Origin of the sequence: Breznakia sp. PFB1-19 (assembly GCF_029893935.1) — a bacterium.
GTDB classification, from domain to species: domain Bacteria; phylum Bacillota_I; class Bacilli_A; order Erysipelotrichales; family Erysipelotrichaceae; genus Breznakia; species Breznakia blatticola.
Genome location: NZ_JARXXJ010000009.1, coordinates 70,408 through 88,368, shown reverse-complemented (window position 1 = coordinate 88,368; position 17,961 = coordinate 70,408). Strand labels below are relative to the sequence as shown.

Annotated in this window: 18 protein-coding genes and 1 pseudogene; 16 read left to right on the top strand and 3 right to left on the bottom strand. The window is 33.4% G+C overall.

The genetic code is table 11. The features are described from left to right. Positions 1-212 precede the first annotated feature (212 nt). From M2098_RS06160 to M2098_RS06135, 6 genes are all read left to right on the top strand, one after another. Positions 213-743 (top strand): XRE family transcriptional regulator, encoded by a 531-nt coding sequence (locus M2098_RS06160; RefSeq protein WP_280682492.1) that lies wholly within the window; start codon positions 213-215, stop codon positions 741-743. A gap of 12 nt (positions 744-755) precedes the next feature. Further along, a complete protein-coding gene (locus M2098_RS06155) occupies positions 756-2,327 on the top strand; it encodes an ABC transporter ATP-binding protein (protein ID WP_134167607.1) in 1,572 nt (523 codons plus the stop codon). Position 2,328: 1 nt separating this feature from the next. Continuing rightward, positions 2,329-3,153 carry an ABC transporter permease gene (locus M2098_RS06150; protein WP_280682495.1) on the top strand — a complete coding sequence of 275 codons (825 nt, stop codon included), beginning with the start codon at positions 2,329-2,331 and terminating at the stop codon, positions 3,151-3,153. Further along, positions 3,153-5,015 carry an extracellular solute-binding protein gene (locus M2098_RS06145; RefSeq protein ID WP_280682497.1) on the top strand — a complete coding sequence of 621 codons (1,863 nt, stop codon included), beginning with the start codon at positions 3,153-3,155 and terminating at the stop codon, positions 5,013-5,015. The genes M2098_RS06150 and M2098_RS06145 overlap by 1 nt, the downstream gene beginning before the upstream one ends. A gap of 170 nt (positions 5,016-5,185) precedes the next feature. Beyond that, positions 5,186-6,709: an ATP-binding cassette domain-containing protein gene (locus tag M2098_RS06140; RefSeq protein ID WP_280682499.1), complete on the top strand. Its 1,524-nt coding sequence runs from the start codon at positions 5,186-5,188 to the stop codon at positions 6,707-6,709. 129 nt (positions 6,710-6,838) lie between these two features. Beyond that, the gene (locus M2098_RS06135; RefSeq protein WP_280682501.1) at positions 6,839-7,069 is read left to right on the top strand and encodes a hypothetical protein; all 231 of its coding nucleotides are present in this window, start codon (positions 6,839-6,841) and stop codon (positions 7,067-7,069) included. Positions 7,070-7,392: 323 nt separating this feature from the next. Here M2098_RS06135 and M2098_RS06130 read toward each other — a convergent pair. Continuing rightward, positions 7,393-7,614, bottom strand: a pseudogene (locus M2098_RS06130) (DnaJ domain-containing protein); the annotation flags it as partial. 94 nt (positions 7,615-7,708) lie between these two features. Between M2098_RS06130 and M2098_RS06125 the strand changes: the two are divergent. The 3 genes from M2098_RS06125 (at position 7,709) to M2098_RS06115 (ending at position 11,130) form a co-directional block, all read left to right on the top strand. Beyond that, a complete protein-coding gene (locus M2098_RS06125) occupies positions 7,709-8,791 on the top strand; it encodes a glycerol dehydrogenase (protein ID WP_280682503.1) in 1,083 nt (360 codons plus the stop codon). A 76-nt stretch (positions 8,792-8,867) separates the two neighbouring features. Beyond that, positions 8,868-9,584, top strand: a complete 717-nt coding sequence (locus M2098_RS06120) for an ABC transporter ATP-binding protein (protein ID WP_280682505.1) — start codon at positions 8,868-8,870, stop codon at positions 9,582-9,584. After that, positions 9,568-11,130: a putative ABC exporter domain-containing protein gene (locus M2098_RS06115; RefSeq protein WP_280682507.1), complete on the top strand. Its 1,563-nt coding sequence runs from the start codon at positions 9,568-9,570 to the stop codon at positions 11,128-11,130. Before M2098_RS06120 ends, M2098_RS06115 begins: the two co-directional genes overlap by 17 nt. A 39-nt stretch (positions 11,131-11,169) precedes the next feature. On the opposite strand, the gene M2098_RS06110 is transcribed toward M2098_RS06115, so the two are convergent. Continuing rightward, on the bottom strand, positions 11,170-12,399 hold the full coding sequence (locus tag M2098_RS06110; RefSeq protein WP_280682509.1) for an MFS transporter: 1,230 nt from the start codon (positions 12,397-12,399) through the stop codon (positions 11,170-11,172). A gap of 90 nt (positions 12,400-12,489) precedes the next feature. On the opposite strand from M2098_RS06110, the gene M2098_RS06105 reads away from it, so the two are divergent. The 5 genes from M2098_RS06105 (at position 12,490) to ytvI (ending at position 16,075) form a co-directional block, all read left to right on the top strand. Continuing rightward, the gene (locus tag M2098_RS06105) at positions 12,490-12,975 is read left to right on the top strand and encodes a hypothetical protein (protein ID WP_280682511.1); all 486 of its coding nucleotides are present in this window, start codon (positions 12,490-12,492) and stop codon (positions 12,973-12,975) included. Between the two features lie 18 nt (positions 12,976-12,993). After that, on the top strand, positions 12,994-13,512 hold the full coding sequence (locus M2098_RS06100; RefSeq protein WP_280682513.1) for an SMI1/KNR4 family protein: 519 nt from the start codon (positions 12,994-12,996) through the stop codon (positions 13,510-13,512). Continuing rightward, positions 13,509-14,249 (top strand): YaaA family protein, encoded by a 741-nt coding sequence (locus M2098_RS06095; protein WP_280682514.1) that lies wholly within the window; start codon positions 13,509-13,511, stop codon positions 14,247-14,249. The genes M2098_RS06100 and M2098_RS06095 overlap by 4 nt, the downstream gene beginning before the upstream one ends. Before the next feature lie 61 nt (positions 14,250-14,310). Further along, a complete protein-coding gene (locus tag M2098_RS06090; RefSeq protein WP_280682516.1) occupies positions 14,311-14,847 on the top strand; it encodes a DUF308 domain-containing protein in 537 nt (178 codons plus the stop codon). Between the two features lie 121 nt (positions 14,848-14,968). Further along, complete coding sequence (gene ytvI / locus M2098_RS06085; protein WP_280682518.1) at positions 14,969-16,075, top strand: sporulation integral membrane protein YtvI; 1,107 nt, start codon at positions 14,969-14,971, stop codon at positions 16,073-16,075. Between the two features lie 28 nt (positions 16,076-16,103). Here the strand turns inward: ytvI and asnA are convergent, their stop codons facing one another. Continuing rightward, complete coding sequence (gene asnA, locus M2098_RS06080) at positions 16,104-17,117, bottom strand: aspartate--ammonia ligase (protein WP_134167634.1); 1,014 nt, start codon at positions 17,115-17,117, stop codon at positions 16,104-16,106. A 127-nt stretch (positions 17,118-17,244) separates the two neighbouring features. On the opposite strand from asnA, the gene M2098_RS06075 reads away from it, so the two are divergent. Then, a complete protein-coding gene (locus M2098_RS06075) occupies positions 17,245-17,532 on the top strand; it encodes a rhodanese-like domain-containing protein (protein WP_134167636.1) in 288 nt (95 codons plus the stop codon). A gap of 61 nt (positions 17,533-17,593) precedes the next feature. Further along, positions 17,594-17,944, top strand: a complete 351-nt coding sequence (locus M2098_RS06070; protein ID WP_280682521.1) for an iron-sulfur cluster biosynthesis family protein — start codon at positions 17,594-17,596, stop codon at positions 17,942-17,944. Positions 17,945-17,961 lie beyond the last annotated feature (17 nt).

The window sequence follows — 17,961 nt, the reverse complement described above, 5'->3', positions numbered from 1 at the left end:
TTTCGATTTTTTGTCAACACATTGAGCAAATAAAAAAGAAGGGTCAGATATTTCCAACTCTTCTATGTTTTACAATCCTTAACTTAATGACATTGGTTAATGCTTCCTTTTTTTGTGAAAGTTGTTGCAAAAATGCAAGATTTCTTTATAATTGAATTGTTCTATAAAGAAACACGAGAAGTTTAGTGTTACTAAACAGAGAGGAGTTATCTATGGATATTGGATTGAAATTAAAAGAACTACGAACCCAGAATGGGTTAACTTTAGATGAATTGAGCGCCCGTAGTGAACTTTCCAAGGGATTTTTAAGTCAGTTGGAACGTAATCTTACATCACCATCCATCGTAACTCTTCAAGATATTTTAGAAGCACTAGGAACAAACTTGTCAGAGTTCTTCAATGAAGAAGAAAGTCAAAGTGTTTTTCGTGAAGAGGATTATTACGTTAGTGAAAAGGATGGTATTACCACGACTTTTGTTGTGCCTAATGCACAGAAAAATGATATGGAACCAATTCTTTTGACACTCGATGCGAAAAGTAGATCGCAGAGTATTAATCCACATGAAGGAGAAGAATTTGGGTATGTTATCAAAGGAAATGTTACGCTAGTTAATGGGGATAAAAGCGACGAACTTAAACAAGGAGAAACCTTTTATTTGAATGGAAAACATATTCACTATCTTGTGAATGATTCCAACAATGAGGCAACAATTATTTGGGTTATGAGCCCACCAAATTTTTAAAAGGAGAACATTATGAACAAGATTATTCAGTTTAAAAATATCGTAAAAAGCTTTGATGACCAAGTCATCTTAAAAGGAATTACGTTAGATATTTATGAAAATGAATTCGTAACTTTACTTGGACCATCTGGTTGTGGGAAAACCACATTATTACGAATTTTGGGAGGATTTTTAGAAGCTGATTCTGGTGAAGTGATTTTTGATAATGAAAATATTGCAGATTTACCACCATATAAAAGAGAGTTAAATACAGTATTTCAAAAGTATGCATTATTTCCACATATGAATGTATTTGATAATATTGCATTTGGTTTGAAAATTAAAAAGATGAGTGATGATGTCATTCGTCAAAAAGTTACACGTATGTTGAAATTAGTAAACTTGGAAGGGTATGAAGATCGCAAAATTGATCAACTTTCTGGTGGACAACAACAACGTATTGCAATTGCACGTGCACTTGTAAATGAACCAAAAGTACTGTTACTTGATGAACCACTAGGAGCACTGGATTTAAAACTTAGAAAAGAGATGCAACTGGAATTAAAAAAGATTCAACAAGAAGTTGGAATCACATTTATTTATGTAACACATGACCAAGAAGAAGCACTAACAATGTCCGATAAAATCGTGGTTATGCGTGAAGGAGAAATTGAACAAGTAGGTACGCCTGTAGATATTTACAATGAACCAGTAAACGAGTATGTTGCAAACTTCATCGGAGAAAGTAATGTCATCGATGGTGTAATGAAAGAAGATTACCTTGTCTCTTTTGATGATAAAGATTACACATGTGTCGATCATGGATTTAAAGAGAATGAAGAAGTAGATATCGTGATTCGTCCTGAAGATATTGAAATTGTTGGGCGCGGACGCGGGGTTCTGAATGGGAAAGTAAAATCGATGCTGTTTAAAGGAGTACACAATGAAATTATTGTGGAAACAGCACGTGGGAGTCATGTCGAAGTAACTATGACCATCTATAATAAAGAACCAATTTTCAATGAAGATGCTGGAGAATACATTAGTGCCAACAACTTCTATGTCGATGTACAAGATTTCGATGAATTGACAGATGATGATATTATCGCTCGTGCAGATGCACAAGCTTGGGATGCTGAAACTGAAGAATATGTTGGATTTTCCAATGTGACATATGAAGAGTTAGTAGGTGAAGATACATACCCAGTTACTTTCTCAACAAGTAAAGGAACAAGTATTACCATTCAAATGATCGGGGTAAAGCAACGCTATATTCAAGATGAGAAAAAACGTATTGGGATTGCGGCTTTTGATTTCTTTAAAACACTTGATGAAATTGAAGAATCACAAGCTCTTGATACAGACTTAAAGACTTGGGCAGATGCAGTAAGTTGGGATTTAGATACAGATGAAGCAATTGAAGTGCGTAATGTTGATTACGATTTTGAAATTGAAGACTTAAAACCAGGAAAATACAAAGTATCATTCTCGACAGTTGGACGTGAGTTCAAAATTCATACGACGAAATCAAGTGAAGTCGATAAAAACGTTGGGTTATCATTTGGTCCAGAAGATATCCATGTAATGGAAAAAATGGGGTTCTAAGATGAACAACTATAGACGACTTATCCAACCATACGTGCTTTGGATTAGCATCTTTCTAGTGTTGCCAATGATATTGATTGTACTTTATGCATTTACAACAGGAGGAAACGATGTACTAACTTTCCATTTTACTTTGGACAACTTTGCACGATTCTTTAATGATAATGTGTTTATTGGAGTTTTGATTGACTCGTTTCGAATTGCTTTAATTACAACGATTCTTTGTATTATTATTGGATATCCTGCAGCTTATTTTATTAGTAAGATGCAGGTAAAAAGCAATGCATTCTTTATTCTTTTAATTACTTTACCGATGTGGATTAACATGTTAGTTCGTACATATGCATGGGTTGGTATTTTAAGTGATAATGGAGTTATCAATAATATCCTATCATTCTTTGGTTTGGGACCACTGCATATGATTCATACAGAATTTGCGATTGTGCTTGGAATGGTGTATAACTTCTTACCATTTATGATATTGCAAATTCATGCATCACTATCAAAAATGGATCCATCTTTAGTTGAAGCAAGTAGTGATTTAGGAGCAAGTAAATTGGAAACGTTTAAACGTATTATTTTCCCACTTTCATTGCCTGGAGTGATTAGTGGAATTACGTTAGTATTCTTACCAGCAACAAGTTCGTTTTTTATTCAACGTCTACTTGGAGGAGGAACGATCTTAGTTGGTAACTTGATTGAAAACTATTTCGTGACAACAGGTGACTGGAACTTTGGTAGTGCGATTAGTTTAATTATGGCTGTAATTATTATGCTTTCGATGTACTTCACCAATAAATTGGATAAAGAAAGAGGTGAAGACTAATGAAAAAGAAATATGGTTCAAAAGTATTTTTAGGATTGTTGATGGTGTTTTTCTACCTACCAATCTTATATATGATGGTCTTCTCATTTAACGGAAGCAAGTCTTTATCAAAATTTACAGGTTTCTCATTACGTTGGTACGAACAAATGTTTGCCAATAAATCAATGATTGAAGCGATCTATTATACGGTTGTAATTGCCATACTCGCGACAATTATTTCAACAGTGGTTGGAACACTTGCAAGTATTGGTTTATCGAAATCAAAGAAAGTATTAAAAACTTATGTTGAGCAAATTAACAATTTGCCAATTATGAACCCAGAAATTGTAACTGCAATTGGGTTGATGTTATTTTTCACCACAATGAAAATTGAAAAGGGTTTTATAACATTATTACTTGCACACATTGCTTTTTGTATTCCATATGTCATGTTAAGTGTGAGTCCAAGACTACGACGTTTGGATCCAAACTTAGCCAATGCAGCAATGGATTTAGGAGCTACACCAAGTTATGCCTTACGTAAAGTAATTATTCCGCAATTGATGCCAGGTATTGTAGCTGGTGCATTAATTGCCTTTACGATGAGTTTTGATGATTTTATCATTTCGTATTTTGTATCAGGAAATGGAATTAAAAATATTTCGATTCTTGTATATACAATGAGTAAACGAATCAATCCATCGATTAATGCGTTATCCACAATTATTGTTGTGATTATCACAATTGTCTTAATTGTGGTGAACTTAATGAGTATGAAAAAAACAAAGACCAACAAAACTGGTCAACGAATTGGACTTGCAGTTGTTGCTGCATGTGTAGGGCTTACCATCTTTGGTCTACAAAAACTTAGAAGTAATACGGGTGGAGATTTTGATCCAATTGAAACATACGGCTGTGATACGTTAAATGTATTTAATGCTGGAGAATATATTGGTGAAGATACGATTGCCAAATTTGAAAAGAAATACAATGTACATGTAAATTATTCACTGTTTGCATCAAATGAAGAGATGTACACAAAACTGTTAAGTGGTGAATCATACGATGTACTTGTTCCTAGTGATTATATGATTGAACAACTGATGCAAGAAGATCGCTTACAGAAAATCAATTTAGATCACATTAAAAATTATGATGCATTAAGTCCAATGGTAACCGGTCTTGATTACGATCCGAAAAATGAATACAGTATTCCATATTTCTGGGGTAGTGTAGGAATTATGTACAACAAAAATAAAGTTTCACAAGAAGACTTAGAAACTGAAGGATTTGGAATATTACAAAATCCAAAATACAAAGGACGTATCTTTGTTTATGATAGTGAACGTGATTCATTTATGATGGCATTAAAACATCTTGGATATTCGATGAATACGAGTAATTTAGATGAGATTAATGAGGCCTATGAATGGTTACGTGATATTCGAGCAAATGATCCAGTATTTGTTACTGACGAAGTTATTGATGGAATGATCAATGGTGAAAAAGATATTGCAGTTGTATACAGTGGTGATGCAACCTACATTCAAATGGAAAATCCAAACATGGCATATTATGAGCCATTAGAAGGTACAAATATTTGGAGTGATGCAATGGTAATTCCAAAAAACAGTGCATGTCCATTACTAGCAGAAGCATATATTGATTTCAATTTAGATGAAACAATTGCTTATGAAAACTCAGAATATATTGGATATACATCAAGTGTACAAAGTGTTATTGATGATTTAATCGCTGGTGAATTCAAAGATTTACCAAGTTATCTACCACGTAGTGGTTATGATAAAGATGAAATCTTTAAATACAATCCAAAGATTCGAAAAGTGATTTCCGAATTGTGGGTTAAAGTAAAAGCAAAATAGTAAAAAGCGTGAGTTAGAAATAGCTCATGCTTTTTATGATGACAAAGTGGTTTGGTTTTGTTATACTATCAAAAGAGAGGTGGTGTTGTAATGTACGTAAACAAATAGATCAATGAAAAATACAACGTTCATGTCTATTGTCCCTTCAACAAAGAAAGGGAGGTTTACTTATGCAAAACACACTACAAGTTAAAAACGTTACACTTAGCGATATAAGTGGAAAAGTGATGGTTGAAGATTTAAGTTTCATCATCAATCAAAAAGATAAAATGGCAATTATTGGCGAAGAGGGAAATGGAAAAAGTACCTTATTGAAAGCCATCTACAATCCTATGTGGATTGAACAATATGCAAAACTATCAGGAACAATCGACATGCAGTTTTCACTCGTGGCATATCTAGCACAAAAACTAGAGACGAAGTGGAATGCATGTTTTTTATATGAATACTTATTGAGGGACGAAATAGACGAAGAATGTGATTACAATCGATACCAGAGGTATGAAGAAATTTGTGCTTCTATCCACATCGATAACGAACTGTTGTATAAAGATCAAAAAATGAGTTCTCTAAGTGGAGGAGAACGTGTAAAAATGCAAATTGTGAAGATGTTGTATCATCAACCAGATTTGCTTTTGATGGATGAGCCAACCAATGATATCGATTTAGAAACAATTGAATGGTTAACTACATTTATTAAGGAAAGTGATGCAACCATTGTGTTTATTTCACATGATATCGAACTTATTGATGCGTGTGCTGATGTGATTTTACATCTTGAGCAACGAAATAAACGCAATAAACCTGTTTGGTCATTGCACTATGAAAACTATCATAGTTATGCTAAAAATCGTAATGAAAAATATAAAGAAGATGTTCGTATTATGCAAAAAGAAAAACGTGTCCACAAAGCAAAGATGGATCACATGAATGATTTAAAAAATAAAGTAACGCATGCACACAATAGTGTATCTAGACAAAATCCAGCAATGGGACGTTTATTAAAAAAGAAGATGCGTGTGGTTAAAGGTATTGAAAGACGCATGAGTGAAGAAGATTTCTCAATGGATACGTATGAAGAATCGATTCATTTGAAATTAGCGGATACTGGATATCCTGCAGGTAAAGAAATTTTTCACTTTGAACAGGATGTGTATATTCAGAATCGTCTACTTGTACAAGATGCAAATCTTGAAATGTATGGAAAAGATAAAGTAGCACTTATTGGAAATAATGGTACGGGTAAAAGTGTCATGCTAAAAGCAATCTATGCTATGATGCAAGAAAAAGAGTTGGATGTTATTTATATGCCACAAAACTATGAAGAACTACTTGATTATCAAGTAAGCACAATTGACTTTATGCTGGAAAAAACGACTTTATTACTTGCTGATGTACAAACTCTTCTTGGTTCGATTCACTTATCGGTACGTGAAATGAGTGAACCGATTGGTTCACTTAGTGAAGGGCAAAAAGCAAAAGTTTGTTTAGCATATGTAATTGCAAAAAATCCGAAAGTACTGATAATGGATGAACCAACGCGAAACATATCTCCATTGAGTAAACCCGTACTAATTGAATTGTTAGAGAATTATAAAGGTGCACTTTTATTAACGACACATGATCGTTTCGTGTTAGATTCCTTAAATCTAAGTATATACAAAATAGAAAATCAAAAATTGTATAAATTGTAATTCATCAAATTCCATTTGATTTGTCACACGTTTTTGTTTCCTCGTGTATAATATAAGTATAGAAGCTATGTTATACGAAAAGGAAGTGATACCATCAAACACAATATTTCAGTAGAAATAGGCGTAGATATGAGTGGTGTTTCAAAACAAACAAAGAAACTGTATCTGAAGAAAAATCGGATCATTATCTCATTGGAACTAAATAAATTGGCAAGCCAAAAAATGATTCAAGATGTAAGTCAAAGCATACTGCATAAGACTGCAGTTCATAACATAGCTAGAGCATTTACGCGACACGATTTGGACTATGTTTCATTTTGTGTGGATTCAACAAAAGATATTACATATTTGATTCATTAAATTATTGGCAAAAGAAAAGCACTTCATCATTTTGAAGTGCTTTTGCCTTATCTAAACATCCAACCAAAGAAGAATTGGAAAATCATCAAATAAAAGAATACTTGGAAGATTAATACAATAATTCTTGATAGACCACTTTGACGTGGTTGATTGCTACGTTGATAGTAGTATTGTTGTCTGCCATAGCTATTTCTTTGTTGTTGCTGTTGTGCTTGCGCTCTAAAAATTTGCTCAAAGAAATCATTCATATCTGCAAACTGTGCACCTTGTTGTGAACGTCCATAGTATTGTTGATATGCCTGTTGCTGTTGTTGATATTGACCAGCATTATGTCCATAACGATCGTATGCAGCTTTCTTATCCGCATCACTAAGGTTTTCGTATGCTTCATTTACTTCTTTAAATTTCGCTTCTGCATCCGCTGCTTTGTTTACATCGGGATGATACATTTTTGCTTTTTTTCGATATGCTTTTTTAATTTCATCTGGAGTTGCAGTTTTACTGACTCCAAGTACTTCGTAATAATCTCTTTTCATTGTGCACATCATAAACCGAAACGAAGAAAAATACAAGTGTTGAAATAACTTTCAGTATTTGTTCACATTTTGCTATAATAAAAACGGAAAAGGGGAATCGATTATGAACGAACAAATGAATCAAGTGTTACGAACACCATCCAATTACTTGCAAGGAGTAAATATAACATTAGATTTATCCAATGTGTTGGAACTTAGTGAGGATGCAAAAATCTTAATTATTGTTGATACGTATACGATGAAAGATTATCGCCAGCGAATTGAAAAATCACTAGATACTGCGCAAATGTTTGAGTTTGTCGTATTTGAAGGTTTATTAACGATGGAACGTTTAGAAGCGATTGTTAAAGAACATGAAGAATTAGATTACGATATGGTTCTTGGTTTTGGTGGAGGAACGATTATGGATGTTGCAAAAGCGGTATCTACGTTGCTTCAAACTACGGTTGTCTTAGTTCCAAGTATTGCTTCAACGGATGGACCATGCTCTCGACTATCCGCAATCTATCATGAAGATGGTGGCTTCTCACACTATATGGTGCGCGAACAATCACCAGAATATGTCATCGTGGATTTATATATATTATCATTAGCACCCGTACGCACATTTATTGCTGGAATTGGTGATGCACTATCTACGTATGTAGAAGCTAATGCATGCTATTTATCCATGTCAGTAAATGATGCAGGAGGTCTAGATACATTCTCTTCATTAATGATTGCACGAAGTTGCAAGGAAATCATCTTTGAAGATGCAGTTGATGCAGTAAGAAGTTTGCAAGAAAAAATGATTACACCATCATTCAAACGAATGATTGAAGCGAATATATATTTAAGTGGAATTGGTTTTGAAAGTGGTGGATTATCTATTGCACATGCACTGCATAATGGATTAACAAAACTTAGAAGTGAGCGTCGACTTATGCATGGAGAAGTAATTGCATACACAACACTTGTTCAACTAGCTACTGAAAACAGTCATGAATTTACACAATATAGAGATCTATGTTTACAACTTGATTTACCAACGAAACTTGCTGATTTTGGTTTAACTTTAGATGAAAAGGTAAAAACAACCATTGAACAAACATGTTTCTTTGAAGGTAGCAGTATGTATCATGTACCTTATGAAATCAGTCCTGAGATCGTATTTCAAGCAATGGAATTTGTAGAGAAGAGAATTTGATCTTCTCTTTTTTGTTGACTAGATATAAAGTGAACTGTATAATTGTATCAAGACGTTAATACAAAGAGGGGACATTATGATAGAAGTAAAAAACTTAACAAAAACTTATGGAAGTTTTAAAGCAGCAGAAGATGTAAATCTAGTTGCTAAAGATGGATGTATTACTATCCTGTTAGGGCCAAATGGTGCTGGGAAAAGTACAACGATTAAAAGTATTGCCAATTTATTAAAATTTGATGGAGAAATTGATATTTGCGGATATCCAAATAGTACAGTTGAAGCTAAACAAGCGTTTGGTTATATTCCAGATACACCAGTACTTTATGATTTACTAACAATTGATGAACATGTGGATTTCATCGGTAGTGCATACAAAGTAGAAAACTATCGTGAAGTTGCAGATCATTATATTACATTATTTGATTTAGAAGAGAAAAGAAAAAAAGTCGCAAAAGAATTAAGTAAAGGGATGCGTCAAAAATTAAGTATGTTATTAGCGCTTGTGATTCAACCCAAAGCATTACTTGTAGATGAGCCAATGGTTGGACTTGACCCTGCTAGTATTGAAGAAACACTTGATTTATTTGTAAAACTAAAAGATGAAGGATGTTCGATTTTAATTAGTACACACATTATTGATATTATCGAGAACATTTGGGATGAAGCATATATCATGGATCACGGACGTATTGTAAAAACTGCAAGTCGTAGTCATATGAATGGAGAAAGTCTAAAAGATTTATTCTTTAAATATACAAGTGTTGAGGTAAAGAGTGATGAAATCCTTGATTAAACTATCTCTATTGAAAATGCGCGGACAAGTTAGAGCATTGTTTTCTAAACCAACCAGTGCAATAGCAACGATATTTATGGTGCTATTGTATGGTGCAATTATTGTTGGAAACTTTATGAATTCTTCAAGTGAAGATGTCATTGGCATGTCCATTGATATTCATATAGGAGTACTAGTATCTCTAGGAATGAGTGCATTAATGGTAATTATGCAACTTATGAATAAAAACAAAGCGATGCTGATGGGTGAAGATGCATTCTATTTGCTAGGTGGCCCATTTAGTCGTCGACAAGTCCAATCATTTGTTGTTGGTTATACGTATGTACAATCAATTTATATGTCGCTACTTTCACTATTTATGGTGATTTCACTTGTTGGATCAACAAGTATGCTTGTGATTTTATGTATTTTTCTAGCAAACTATTTTATTTATGTGTTCTTTTTAGGACTCACAGATTATTTGTATGTTGTAGGAATTGTATTTCCAAAACTAGCAAATGTTGCTAAATATGTGGGATATGCAATTTTAATTACATTGTTTGCGGTTGCAGGATACTTTGTATTTGAAACCGGTTTTGATTTACAAACTGCTTTATTGAAGTTTGCACAAACCGATGCGTTTTATTTTATTCCTGTATTTGGTTGGGCAAAAATGTTTGTCAGTGGTGCAGTTGATGGAAACACATTATATACACTGCTTGGATTAGGTTTACTTGTTGTAAGTTCAATTGTAATCTTTATCTTATTTAGAAACTTTCCATATGATTACCATGAAAAAGCAATAGAAGATTCATTTGCCTTAAGTAATAAAATGAAAGCCGCAAAAAGTGGAAACACGGATGCAATGAGAGACACATCAAAGTTAAAAAGTTATAACAGTAAGTTTAAACTTGGAGCTTGGGCGATTTCAAGTAAACTCATTCTTGAAATGCGAAAACGTAAGCAACTTGTTTCGATACAGGAATTAATTACGCTTGCACTTTTTGCAGGTATGTCGATAATTTTAGAATTTGGTATCGTATGGTTTAGTGGGATGCTCGTATACTGGGTAGTTATTAGCTCACAAACAGCAAACTTCAAAGAAGAGTTTCAAAACTATATGATTTATTTAATCCCTGATTCACCATTGAAAAAGATGTTAGCAATTGTCGGACCAACGATTTTGAAAAATATCGTTGTTGTGGCATTAGCGATTACAGTTGTTGGTGTAATTGGTCAAGAAAAAATCTATGATATTGGTTATGCGATCATGATGGTTGTTGGATACTTATTTGTGTGTATTAGTGCAAATATTCTGACATTGCGTTTATTTAAAAGTACAGCAAATCGTACCTTTGTCTTATTGATGCAAATGTTGATTGTTATTCTTTGCATTATTCCAAGTATTGCCTTATCTGTTTGGTTGTTATTTACTTTAACCTTACAAGAAGGTCAAATCTTACAATTATTCTCAATCGTATCTATTTTTGCAAATATTGTGGTAGCAGGAATTATTATCTTCTTGTGTCGCAATATGCTAAATGGACGCGAACTTCAAAGCGAATAATAAAATATCCATGTGAATGTCATTCACATGGATTGTTTTTTATAATTGACTAGCTTTATGAAAGAAAATATAACCAATGATAAACATGATCACCAAGACGATGATTCCACCGCCAACAAATCCAGTGATTTGGGCAAATAGACCCATCATAAAGGTTCCTAAAAATGATGCACCTTTACCGCAAATATCATAGATTCCAAAGAATTCACCACTCTTTTCTTTTGGTATGATTTTGGCAAAGTAGCTACGTGATAGTGCTTGGATGGCTCCTTGGAACATACCCACACATACGGCAAGTACCCAGAACTCCCATTGTTTATCTAGTTGTAAAGCAAAGATTGCAATACCTGTATATGCAAGAATGCAAAGTTTGATTAACTTTGTACTTTCTTGACTCTTCGATAACTTTCCAAAAAGCAAGGCAAAAGGAAAGGCAACAAGTTGAGTGACAAGCAATGCTAGAAGTAAACCTTGTGAGTCTAAACCAAGTGCACTTCCATATGCAGTCGCCATTTCAATAATTGTGTATACACCATCAATATAGAAAAAGAAAGCAATTAAGAAAAAGAGTACTTTACGATTGGCTTTCAAATCTTTCAATGCAAAGCCTAAACGTTGAAAACTTGCTCGAATTGGATGTGCTTGCTTTTCGATATAGTGCGTTTGTTTGTAATTCTTTAGTAGTGGAATTGAATTTGCTAGCCACCACAATGCATTAATCATAAAGGCGATCATCATTGCAGTTCCTAAAGATAAACCAAAGGATGTGTTAAATAAGACAAAGATTAACGAAATAATAAATGGAATACAACTTCCAATATATCCCCAGGCATATCCGTGACTTGATACTTCATCCATTCTTTCTTCCGTAGTAATATCTGCCAACATTGAATCATAGAAAATTAAACTAGCAGCATATCCAACTTTTGCAATCACAAAGATACAAAGGAAAATCTTCCATGAACTTGTAAGTGATAAACTTGCACAACCAAGGACACCAACCCCCAAGGCAATCATAAAGACAGGTTTGCGATAGCCTTTCGTGTCTGATATCGTTCCTAAAATTGGTCCAATAAAGGCAACGATTAATGTAGATATACTTGCTGCATATCCCCAATATGCTAGATAATCAACTTCTGAGATATGTGCTTCAGTCGCAAGAAAGTTAAAGTAAATTGGAATGATCGTTGAGACAAGCATGATAAAAGCGGAGTTACCAACATCATATAAAATCCAATACTTTTCAAGTTTTGTCAGTTTTTGTTTCATTATATTTTCCCTCGTCTTTTTTCTTTAGTATAAGTGAGGAAGGCGAATATTACAAATTGAATAAAAGCTTTATGCTATAATAAATGTACGATGAAACTAGATGAAAAGAAAAAAGCAAAAGAAAAGGCAATCCTAAATCATGTTTATAGTGATGCAAACTATGAAATCATTCCTAGTGAACGACCTGATTTTACACTAAAAGCAAAAAACAAAGATGAAGTTTTTGGTGTAGAAATAACGGAGTTATATTTGTCGGAAAATCATGCAAAAGCAATGAATCTAAAAAGTCAAAATGCTGAGATGATTTCACCAAGTTATGAGCGATATAAACAAAAATTGCTTGAAGTCATTGCGGATAAAAATCAAAAGAGTATGCAATACAGTAAAGATGTTGCATATTTAGAGTTAGTCATTGATGATTGTGAAAAACAATTTATTAATGCTGATAAGGATTTCTTTACACTATTAAAGGAAAATGAAGAAATGCATCAAGTAATTGCAGCATCCAACTTCAAACGTGTTTTTGTATTAAGTAAATATAAAAATGCACCGATTGTGATTGCACTTGAAGCGTAAAATAGTAGAGGTAAAAATATGTTAGATAAAGTAAGAGAAATTGAAATGTTATATATGCAAAGCCAAAAACGTTATGATGAAATGGAATTGCATCCAAAAATTATGCAGTTTTATTTAAAAGAACAACCTGTTAGTGATATAGAATACCATGATGTATTGGATTTGATGGGATTTACATTCCCTGCAGATTTAGCAGAGTTTTATCATTATAAAAATGGTAGTGGAACTTTAGAAGTCATTGTGACAAGTAAAGAAAGAAGATATCGTATTTTATCATTAGCTGCAATGATTGAATTAAAAATGTATTTCCAAAACAAGATAGAACCAAGTAAAAGTACAAGTGGATATGATCGTATTGAAGATCCAACATGGATTGCATTTGCAGCAAGTGAAGATGGTTCCTTTCTTTTGTTAGATACGCAAAATCAAGTGATTTTAGAATATCAATTTGGTACGCAAGTATGTGTAACTAAAGTTGCTGATTCTTTTACACAATTGTTGACATCAACGATTGAGAAATTAAAGGAAATTGTATGATTGTAATTGTTTCACCAGCAAAAACGATGCAAGTACATAGGGAAGTGAGTCGTACTTCACTTCCTTTTGCTTCTTATACAACAAGACTTGCTAGACAACTTGCATCCTATTCACAAGAGCAGTTGAAAGATTTGATGCACATAAGTGATACAATCGCTAAAGAGACAAAAGATAAGTTTCATGCGTTTGAAAAAGATAATAAAGGAAGTTATGCAATTGAAGCGTATCAAGGTTTGCAGTTTCAACAACTTACCAATCATCAAGATAAAAAGGCATTTGCAAATACTCATATTCGAATCGTATCCGCATTATATGGATTATTGAAACCATATGATGTGATTGTACCGTATCGTTTAGAGATGCAATGTAAACTTGCCATAGATGATGCAAACAATTTATATACATATTGGAAAGATACACTTTCAAAAGAAATGGCATCTTTGTTGGATAAGCAAGAAAATCCAATTATCATAGATCTAGCAAGTAAAGAATATAGTAAAGTGTTTGCTAAAGAGCTTAAAGAGAAAATGATAACCATTGATTTTGTAGAAGTTGATAAGGATAAGCAAAAACGCAATTCAGCAACAGTGAAGAAATTACGTGGACAAATGTTGGAATATATTTTGCAACATCAAATCTTTTCTCCTGAGGAATTGAAAGAATTCAGTTATGATGGCTTTGTATATGCAAAGCAAGCATCAAATGAAAAACAATACACATTCCATAAAGTGTTATAATACAAAACAAAATATATGCATGCTATAATTATCTTGGGAAAGATAAGGAAGGTGTTTTATTATGGAAAGAAGTAAAAATAGTTTTTTCTGGCTAATGTTAGTATTAGGAATATTTTGTATTATTGGTTCAATTGCAGCGATTACAAACCCAGGAATAACATTGATTACACTGGTAGTAGTTATTGCAGCAGTTGCATTTGTCAGAGGAATTGAAGCAATCATCTTGTATTTTGATATCAAGAGCTATGGTGATTTTAAACCGGTTATGATGCTTGTTGTCGGAATTCTAGAAATTGTGCTTGGTGTATTATTCTTAAGCGATATCGCTAGTGGAGTAGCTACACTTGGAGTCATGGTTGCATTCTGGTTAATCTTTGATTCAATTTTCAGATTAACAAATGCGGGCTATTACAAAAATGTAATGCCAGGTATGTATATACTCATGATTATTTTGAATATTATTTCACTAGTAGTTGGAGTGATGTTGTTATTTGAACCACTTGTCTCAGCAATGACCATTCCAGTATTACTATCTGTGAGTTTTGCTGTGTTTGGTATTCAAAGTATCGTAATTGCCTTTACTAGTAGAAATGCGTAATTTATGGGAACCTTTCAAGGTTCCTTTTTTGAACTTTGTCTGAAACTTTGTGAATATCAAGGGTAGTTTCTTTTACTATACTTTAATCCTTGGTATAATGAACGTAATATTGAGGTATCTTATGAATGAAGAACAAATAAAAACTGAAAAACAACGTGCGTTTATTATCAAGATGGCATATATTGCAATTATTATAGGTTTGATTATTTTCGCATTTCGCTATGTATTATCTTGGGTTTTACCATTTGTGCTTGGATTATTGGTCGCTGCCATTGTCCAAAAACCAGTTCGTTATCTAGCAAAGAAAATCAAACTACCTTCAAAGATAATTACCATTCTCTTTGTGGTATTATTTTATGTATTTATCGGTGGGGCAATTTTACTGATTGGTATTCAGTTGGGTAGTTCATTAACGGAATTATTCCGTTCGTTTCCTGATTACTATGCTTCGACAATTCAACCAGCAATCGATACACTATTTAACTCGATTTATGAGTTGGTTAGTGGAATTAGTCCTGATATTGCAAGTAATGTGGAAGATCTCAACAATCAAGTAATCACTGTTCTAAAAGATGCAATTCCTACGGTTTCAAAACAAGGGATTGATATAGCAACAAGCTTTGTGATGTTTGTGCCTGGATTCTTGATTGGATTGTTGATGATGATTATTTCATCGTTCTTTATTGCGATTGATTTTGATCGTATGGCAGAATTCTTTATGTTGCAATTCAATGACAATCAAAAAGTAGTGGTTCGCAAAGTGAAAAGTTTTGCTGTAGGAACACTTGCAAAGATTATTAAATCATATGCGATGATTATGTCGATTACATTTATTGAAGTAGCTATAGGATTATCTATACTTGGCGTAGACAATGCAATTGGACTTGCTTTCTTTATTGCAATCTTTGATATATTACCGGTACTCGGTACTGGTGGAATTATGATTCCTTGGACCTTAATCACCTTGATTAATGGAAATGTGGAATTGGCAATTGGATTGTTTATCGTATATGTAGTTGTGACAATTATACGTAATATCATTGAACCAAAGATTGTTGGTGTACAAGTAAATGCCAACCCAGTATTGATGTTGCTAGCCATTTTCTTAGGAGCAAGAATTTTAGGATTTACTGGAATTATTAGTTTACCGATACTTGTAATTGTTATTAAGAATTTAAATGAAGAAGGTGTCATTCACCTATATAAAAATCTACCAGCTAAAGAATAAGAAAAAAAGCACGTCCTGAGATGTGCTTTTATAATAATGGAATGTTATTTTTCTTACAAACTTCAATGATTTCATCTGACCAAAGACTTGCTTGTACTTCTCCAACGTGTGCCTTACGTAGAAAATACATACATAATCTTGATTGACCAATTCCACCACCAATGGTTAATGGATAATCGTGATTCATAATCGCTTGATGATATGGTAATTTAAGTCGTGCTTCGGCATCGGCTTTTTTTAATTGTTCATCAAGTTTTTTATCATTTACACGAATTCCCATACTTGATAATTCAAGTGACATTTCAAGTACTGGATACCAAACAAGAATATCTCCGTTGAGTGTCCAATCATCATAATCTGGTGCACGTCCATCGTGTTTCTTTCCAGAACGTAAGGTATCACCAATCCCCATTAAGAAGACAGCTCCATATGCCTTAACAATACGATCTTCACGTTCTTTTGGACTTAGATCAGGATACATATCTTCAAGTTCTTGACTTGAAATAAAATGAATTTTTTCTGGTAAAATCGGGTCTCCAATTTGTGGGTATTGACGAATGACCATATATTCAATTTCTAGTAAGATATCATAGATTTTACGAACTGTTGTTTGTAAATAATCTAAAGTTCTTTGCTTTGGTGTGATAATTACTTCCCAGTCCCACTGGTCAACGTAAATTGAATGATAGTTGTCCAGTTCTTCATCACGACGAATCGCATTCATATCTGTATACAATCCTTCATTTTTTCTTAAGCCATAACGTTTAAGTGCATCACGTTTCCACTTTGCAAGTGAGTGAACAATTTCAATGCTGCGATCGTTAACATCTGGTGCCACAAAATCAATTGGGCGTTCCACCCCGTTTAAATCATCGTTAAGTCCGCTATCTGCTTGTACAAAAAGTGGTGCACTAACTCTTGTTAGATGAAGTGCTTCACCTAAACGACGTTCAAACATATCTTTAACAAATTTAATTGCGATTTCCGTTTCCAACAAACTTAATGTAGGTTTGTATCCATCTGGAATAAATGTTTTCCCCATATACATAACTCCTTACTTATATGTAGATAAGTATAACATAAAGCCTTCAAAAATAAACATAATTCAAGCATAACAATAGGTATTTGTTGATAGTTGGACTACAATTATAGTAAGGGAGGGATGTACTTTGAACTCAAAATTTGAAATTCAAACAAACGAGTTATTGCATATGTTGAATACACATCCATTAATTATCGATGTGCGACAACCATCAGAATTTGCACATGGGCATATCCCAGGTGCAATTAATGTTCCACTAGATAAAGTGGATCAACTTCAATTAGATGATGAAGCAATACTTGTGTGTCAAACAGGAAGACAATCGTTTGTGGCGAAATTGATATTGGATGAAAAGGGATATCGGACAAAACGTGTAATCGATGGAATGTTACAGTGGGATGGACCATTGGAATAATAGTTTATTTGATTTGTTGTATAAGATGATGTATTTGTAGACATAGAATGGAGGAACGAGTATGAAAATCGTAGTAGATAAAGATGCAATCAAACGCATGGAAAATGAAGTCCCTATGAATCAAGACTTCTTGTTACATTTAGATGATGGACAAGGAATTGATTTCCATGAACATGTTTCATGTGGATTAACTTTACATTTTCGTCTGTTATCTGTAGCAAATCATACAAAGTATCCAGAATATGAAATTCAAGCAGAATCCAACATTGGACCAATTTATCTAAAAGACTATTCGTCAATGTATTTAGATACAGAAAACACGATACGCTTAGGAAGTTATGGTGAATATCAACTGATTGGAATCTATAGCGGAAATATTGATGCAAATCTTAGTGTTAGTCGATATGATTAACGCTTTTCTTTTCTAAA

What these genes read in the sequence shown, in the direction of transcription:
- M2098_RS06160 (WP_280682492.1), top strand. Translation starts at nt 213, where the DNA reads ATGGATATTGGATTGAAATTAAAAGAACTACGAACCCAGAATGGGTTA.
- M2098_RS06155 (WP_134167607.1), top strand. Translation starts at nt 756, where the DNA reads ATGAACAAGATTATTCAGTTTAAAAATATCGTAAAAAGCTTTGATGAC.
- M2098_RS06150 (WP_280682495.1), top strand. Translation starts at nt 2,329, where the DNA reads ATGAACAACTATAGACGACTTATCCAACCATACGTGCTTTGGATTAGC.
- M2098_RS06145 (WP_280682497.1), top strand. Translation starts at nt 3,153, where the DNA reads ATGAAAAAGAAATATGGTTCAAAAGTATTTTTAGGATTGTTGATGGTG.
- M2098_RS06140 (WP_280682499.1), top strand. Translation starts at nt 5,186, where the DNA reads ATGCAAAACACACTACAAGTTAAAAACGTTACACTTAGCGATATAAGT.
- M2098_RS06135 (WP_280682501.1), top strand. Translation starts at nt 6,839, where the DNA reads ATGAGTGGTGTTTCAAAACAAACAAAGAAACTGTATCTGAAGAAAAAT.
- M2098_RS06125 (WP_280682503.1), top strand. Translation starts at nt 7,709, where the DNA reads ATGAACGAACAAATGAATCAAGTGTTACGAACACCATCCAATTACTTG.
- M2098_RS06120 (WP_280682505.1), top strand. Translation starts at nt 8,868, where the DNA reads ATGATAGAAGTAAAAAACTTAACAAAAACTTATGGAAGTTTTAAAGCA.
- M2098_RS06115 (WP_280682507.1), top strand. Translation starts at nt 9,568, where the DNA reads ATGAAATCCTTGATTAAACTATCTCTATTGAAAATGCGCGGACAAGTT.
- M2098_RS06110 (WP_280682509.1), bottom strand. Translation starts at nt 12,399, where the DNA reads ATGAAACAAAAACTGACAAAACTTGAAAAGTATTGGATTTTATATGAT.
- M2098_RS06105 (WP_280682511.1), top strand. Translation starts at nt 12,490, where the DNA reads ATGAAACTAGATGAAAAGAAAAAAGCAAAAGAAAAGGCAATCCTAAAT.
- M2098_RS06100 (WP_280682513.1), top strand. Translation starts at nt 12,994, where the DNA reads ATGTTAGATAAAGTAAGAGAAATTGAAATGTTATATATGCAAAGCCAA.
- M2098_RS06095 (WP_280682514.1), top strand. Translation starts at nt 13,509, where the DNA reads ATGATTGTAATTGTTTCACCAGCAAAAACGATGCAAGTACATAGGGAA.
- M2098_RS06090 (WP_280682516.1), top strand. Translation starts at nt 14,311, where the DNA reads ATGGAAAGAAGTAAAAATAGTTTTTTCTGGCTAATGTTAGTATTAGGA.
- ytvI (WP_280682518.1), top strand. Translation starts at nt 14,969, where the DNA reads ATGAATGAAGAACAAATAAAAACTGAAAAACAACGTGCGTTTATTATC.
- asnA (WP_134167634.1), bottom strand. Translation starts at nt 17,117, where the DNA reads ATGGGGAAAACATTTATTCCAGATGGATACAAACCTACATTAAGTTTG.
- M2098_RS06070 (WP_280682521.1), top strand. Translation starts at nt 17,594, where the DNA reads ATGAAAATCGTAGTAGATAAAGATGCAATCAAACGCATGGAAAATGAA.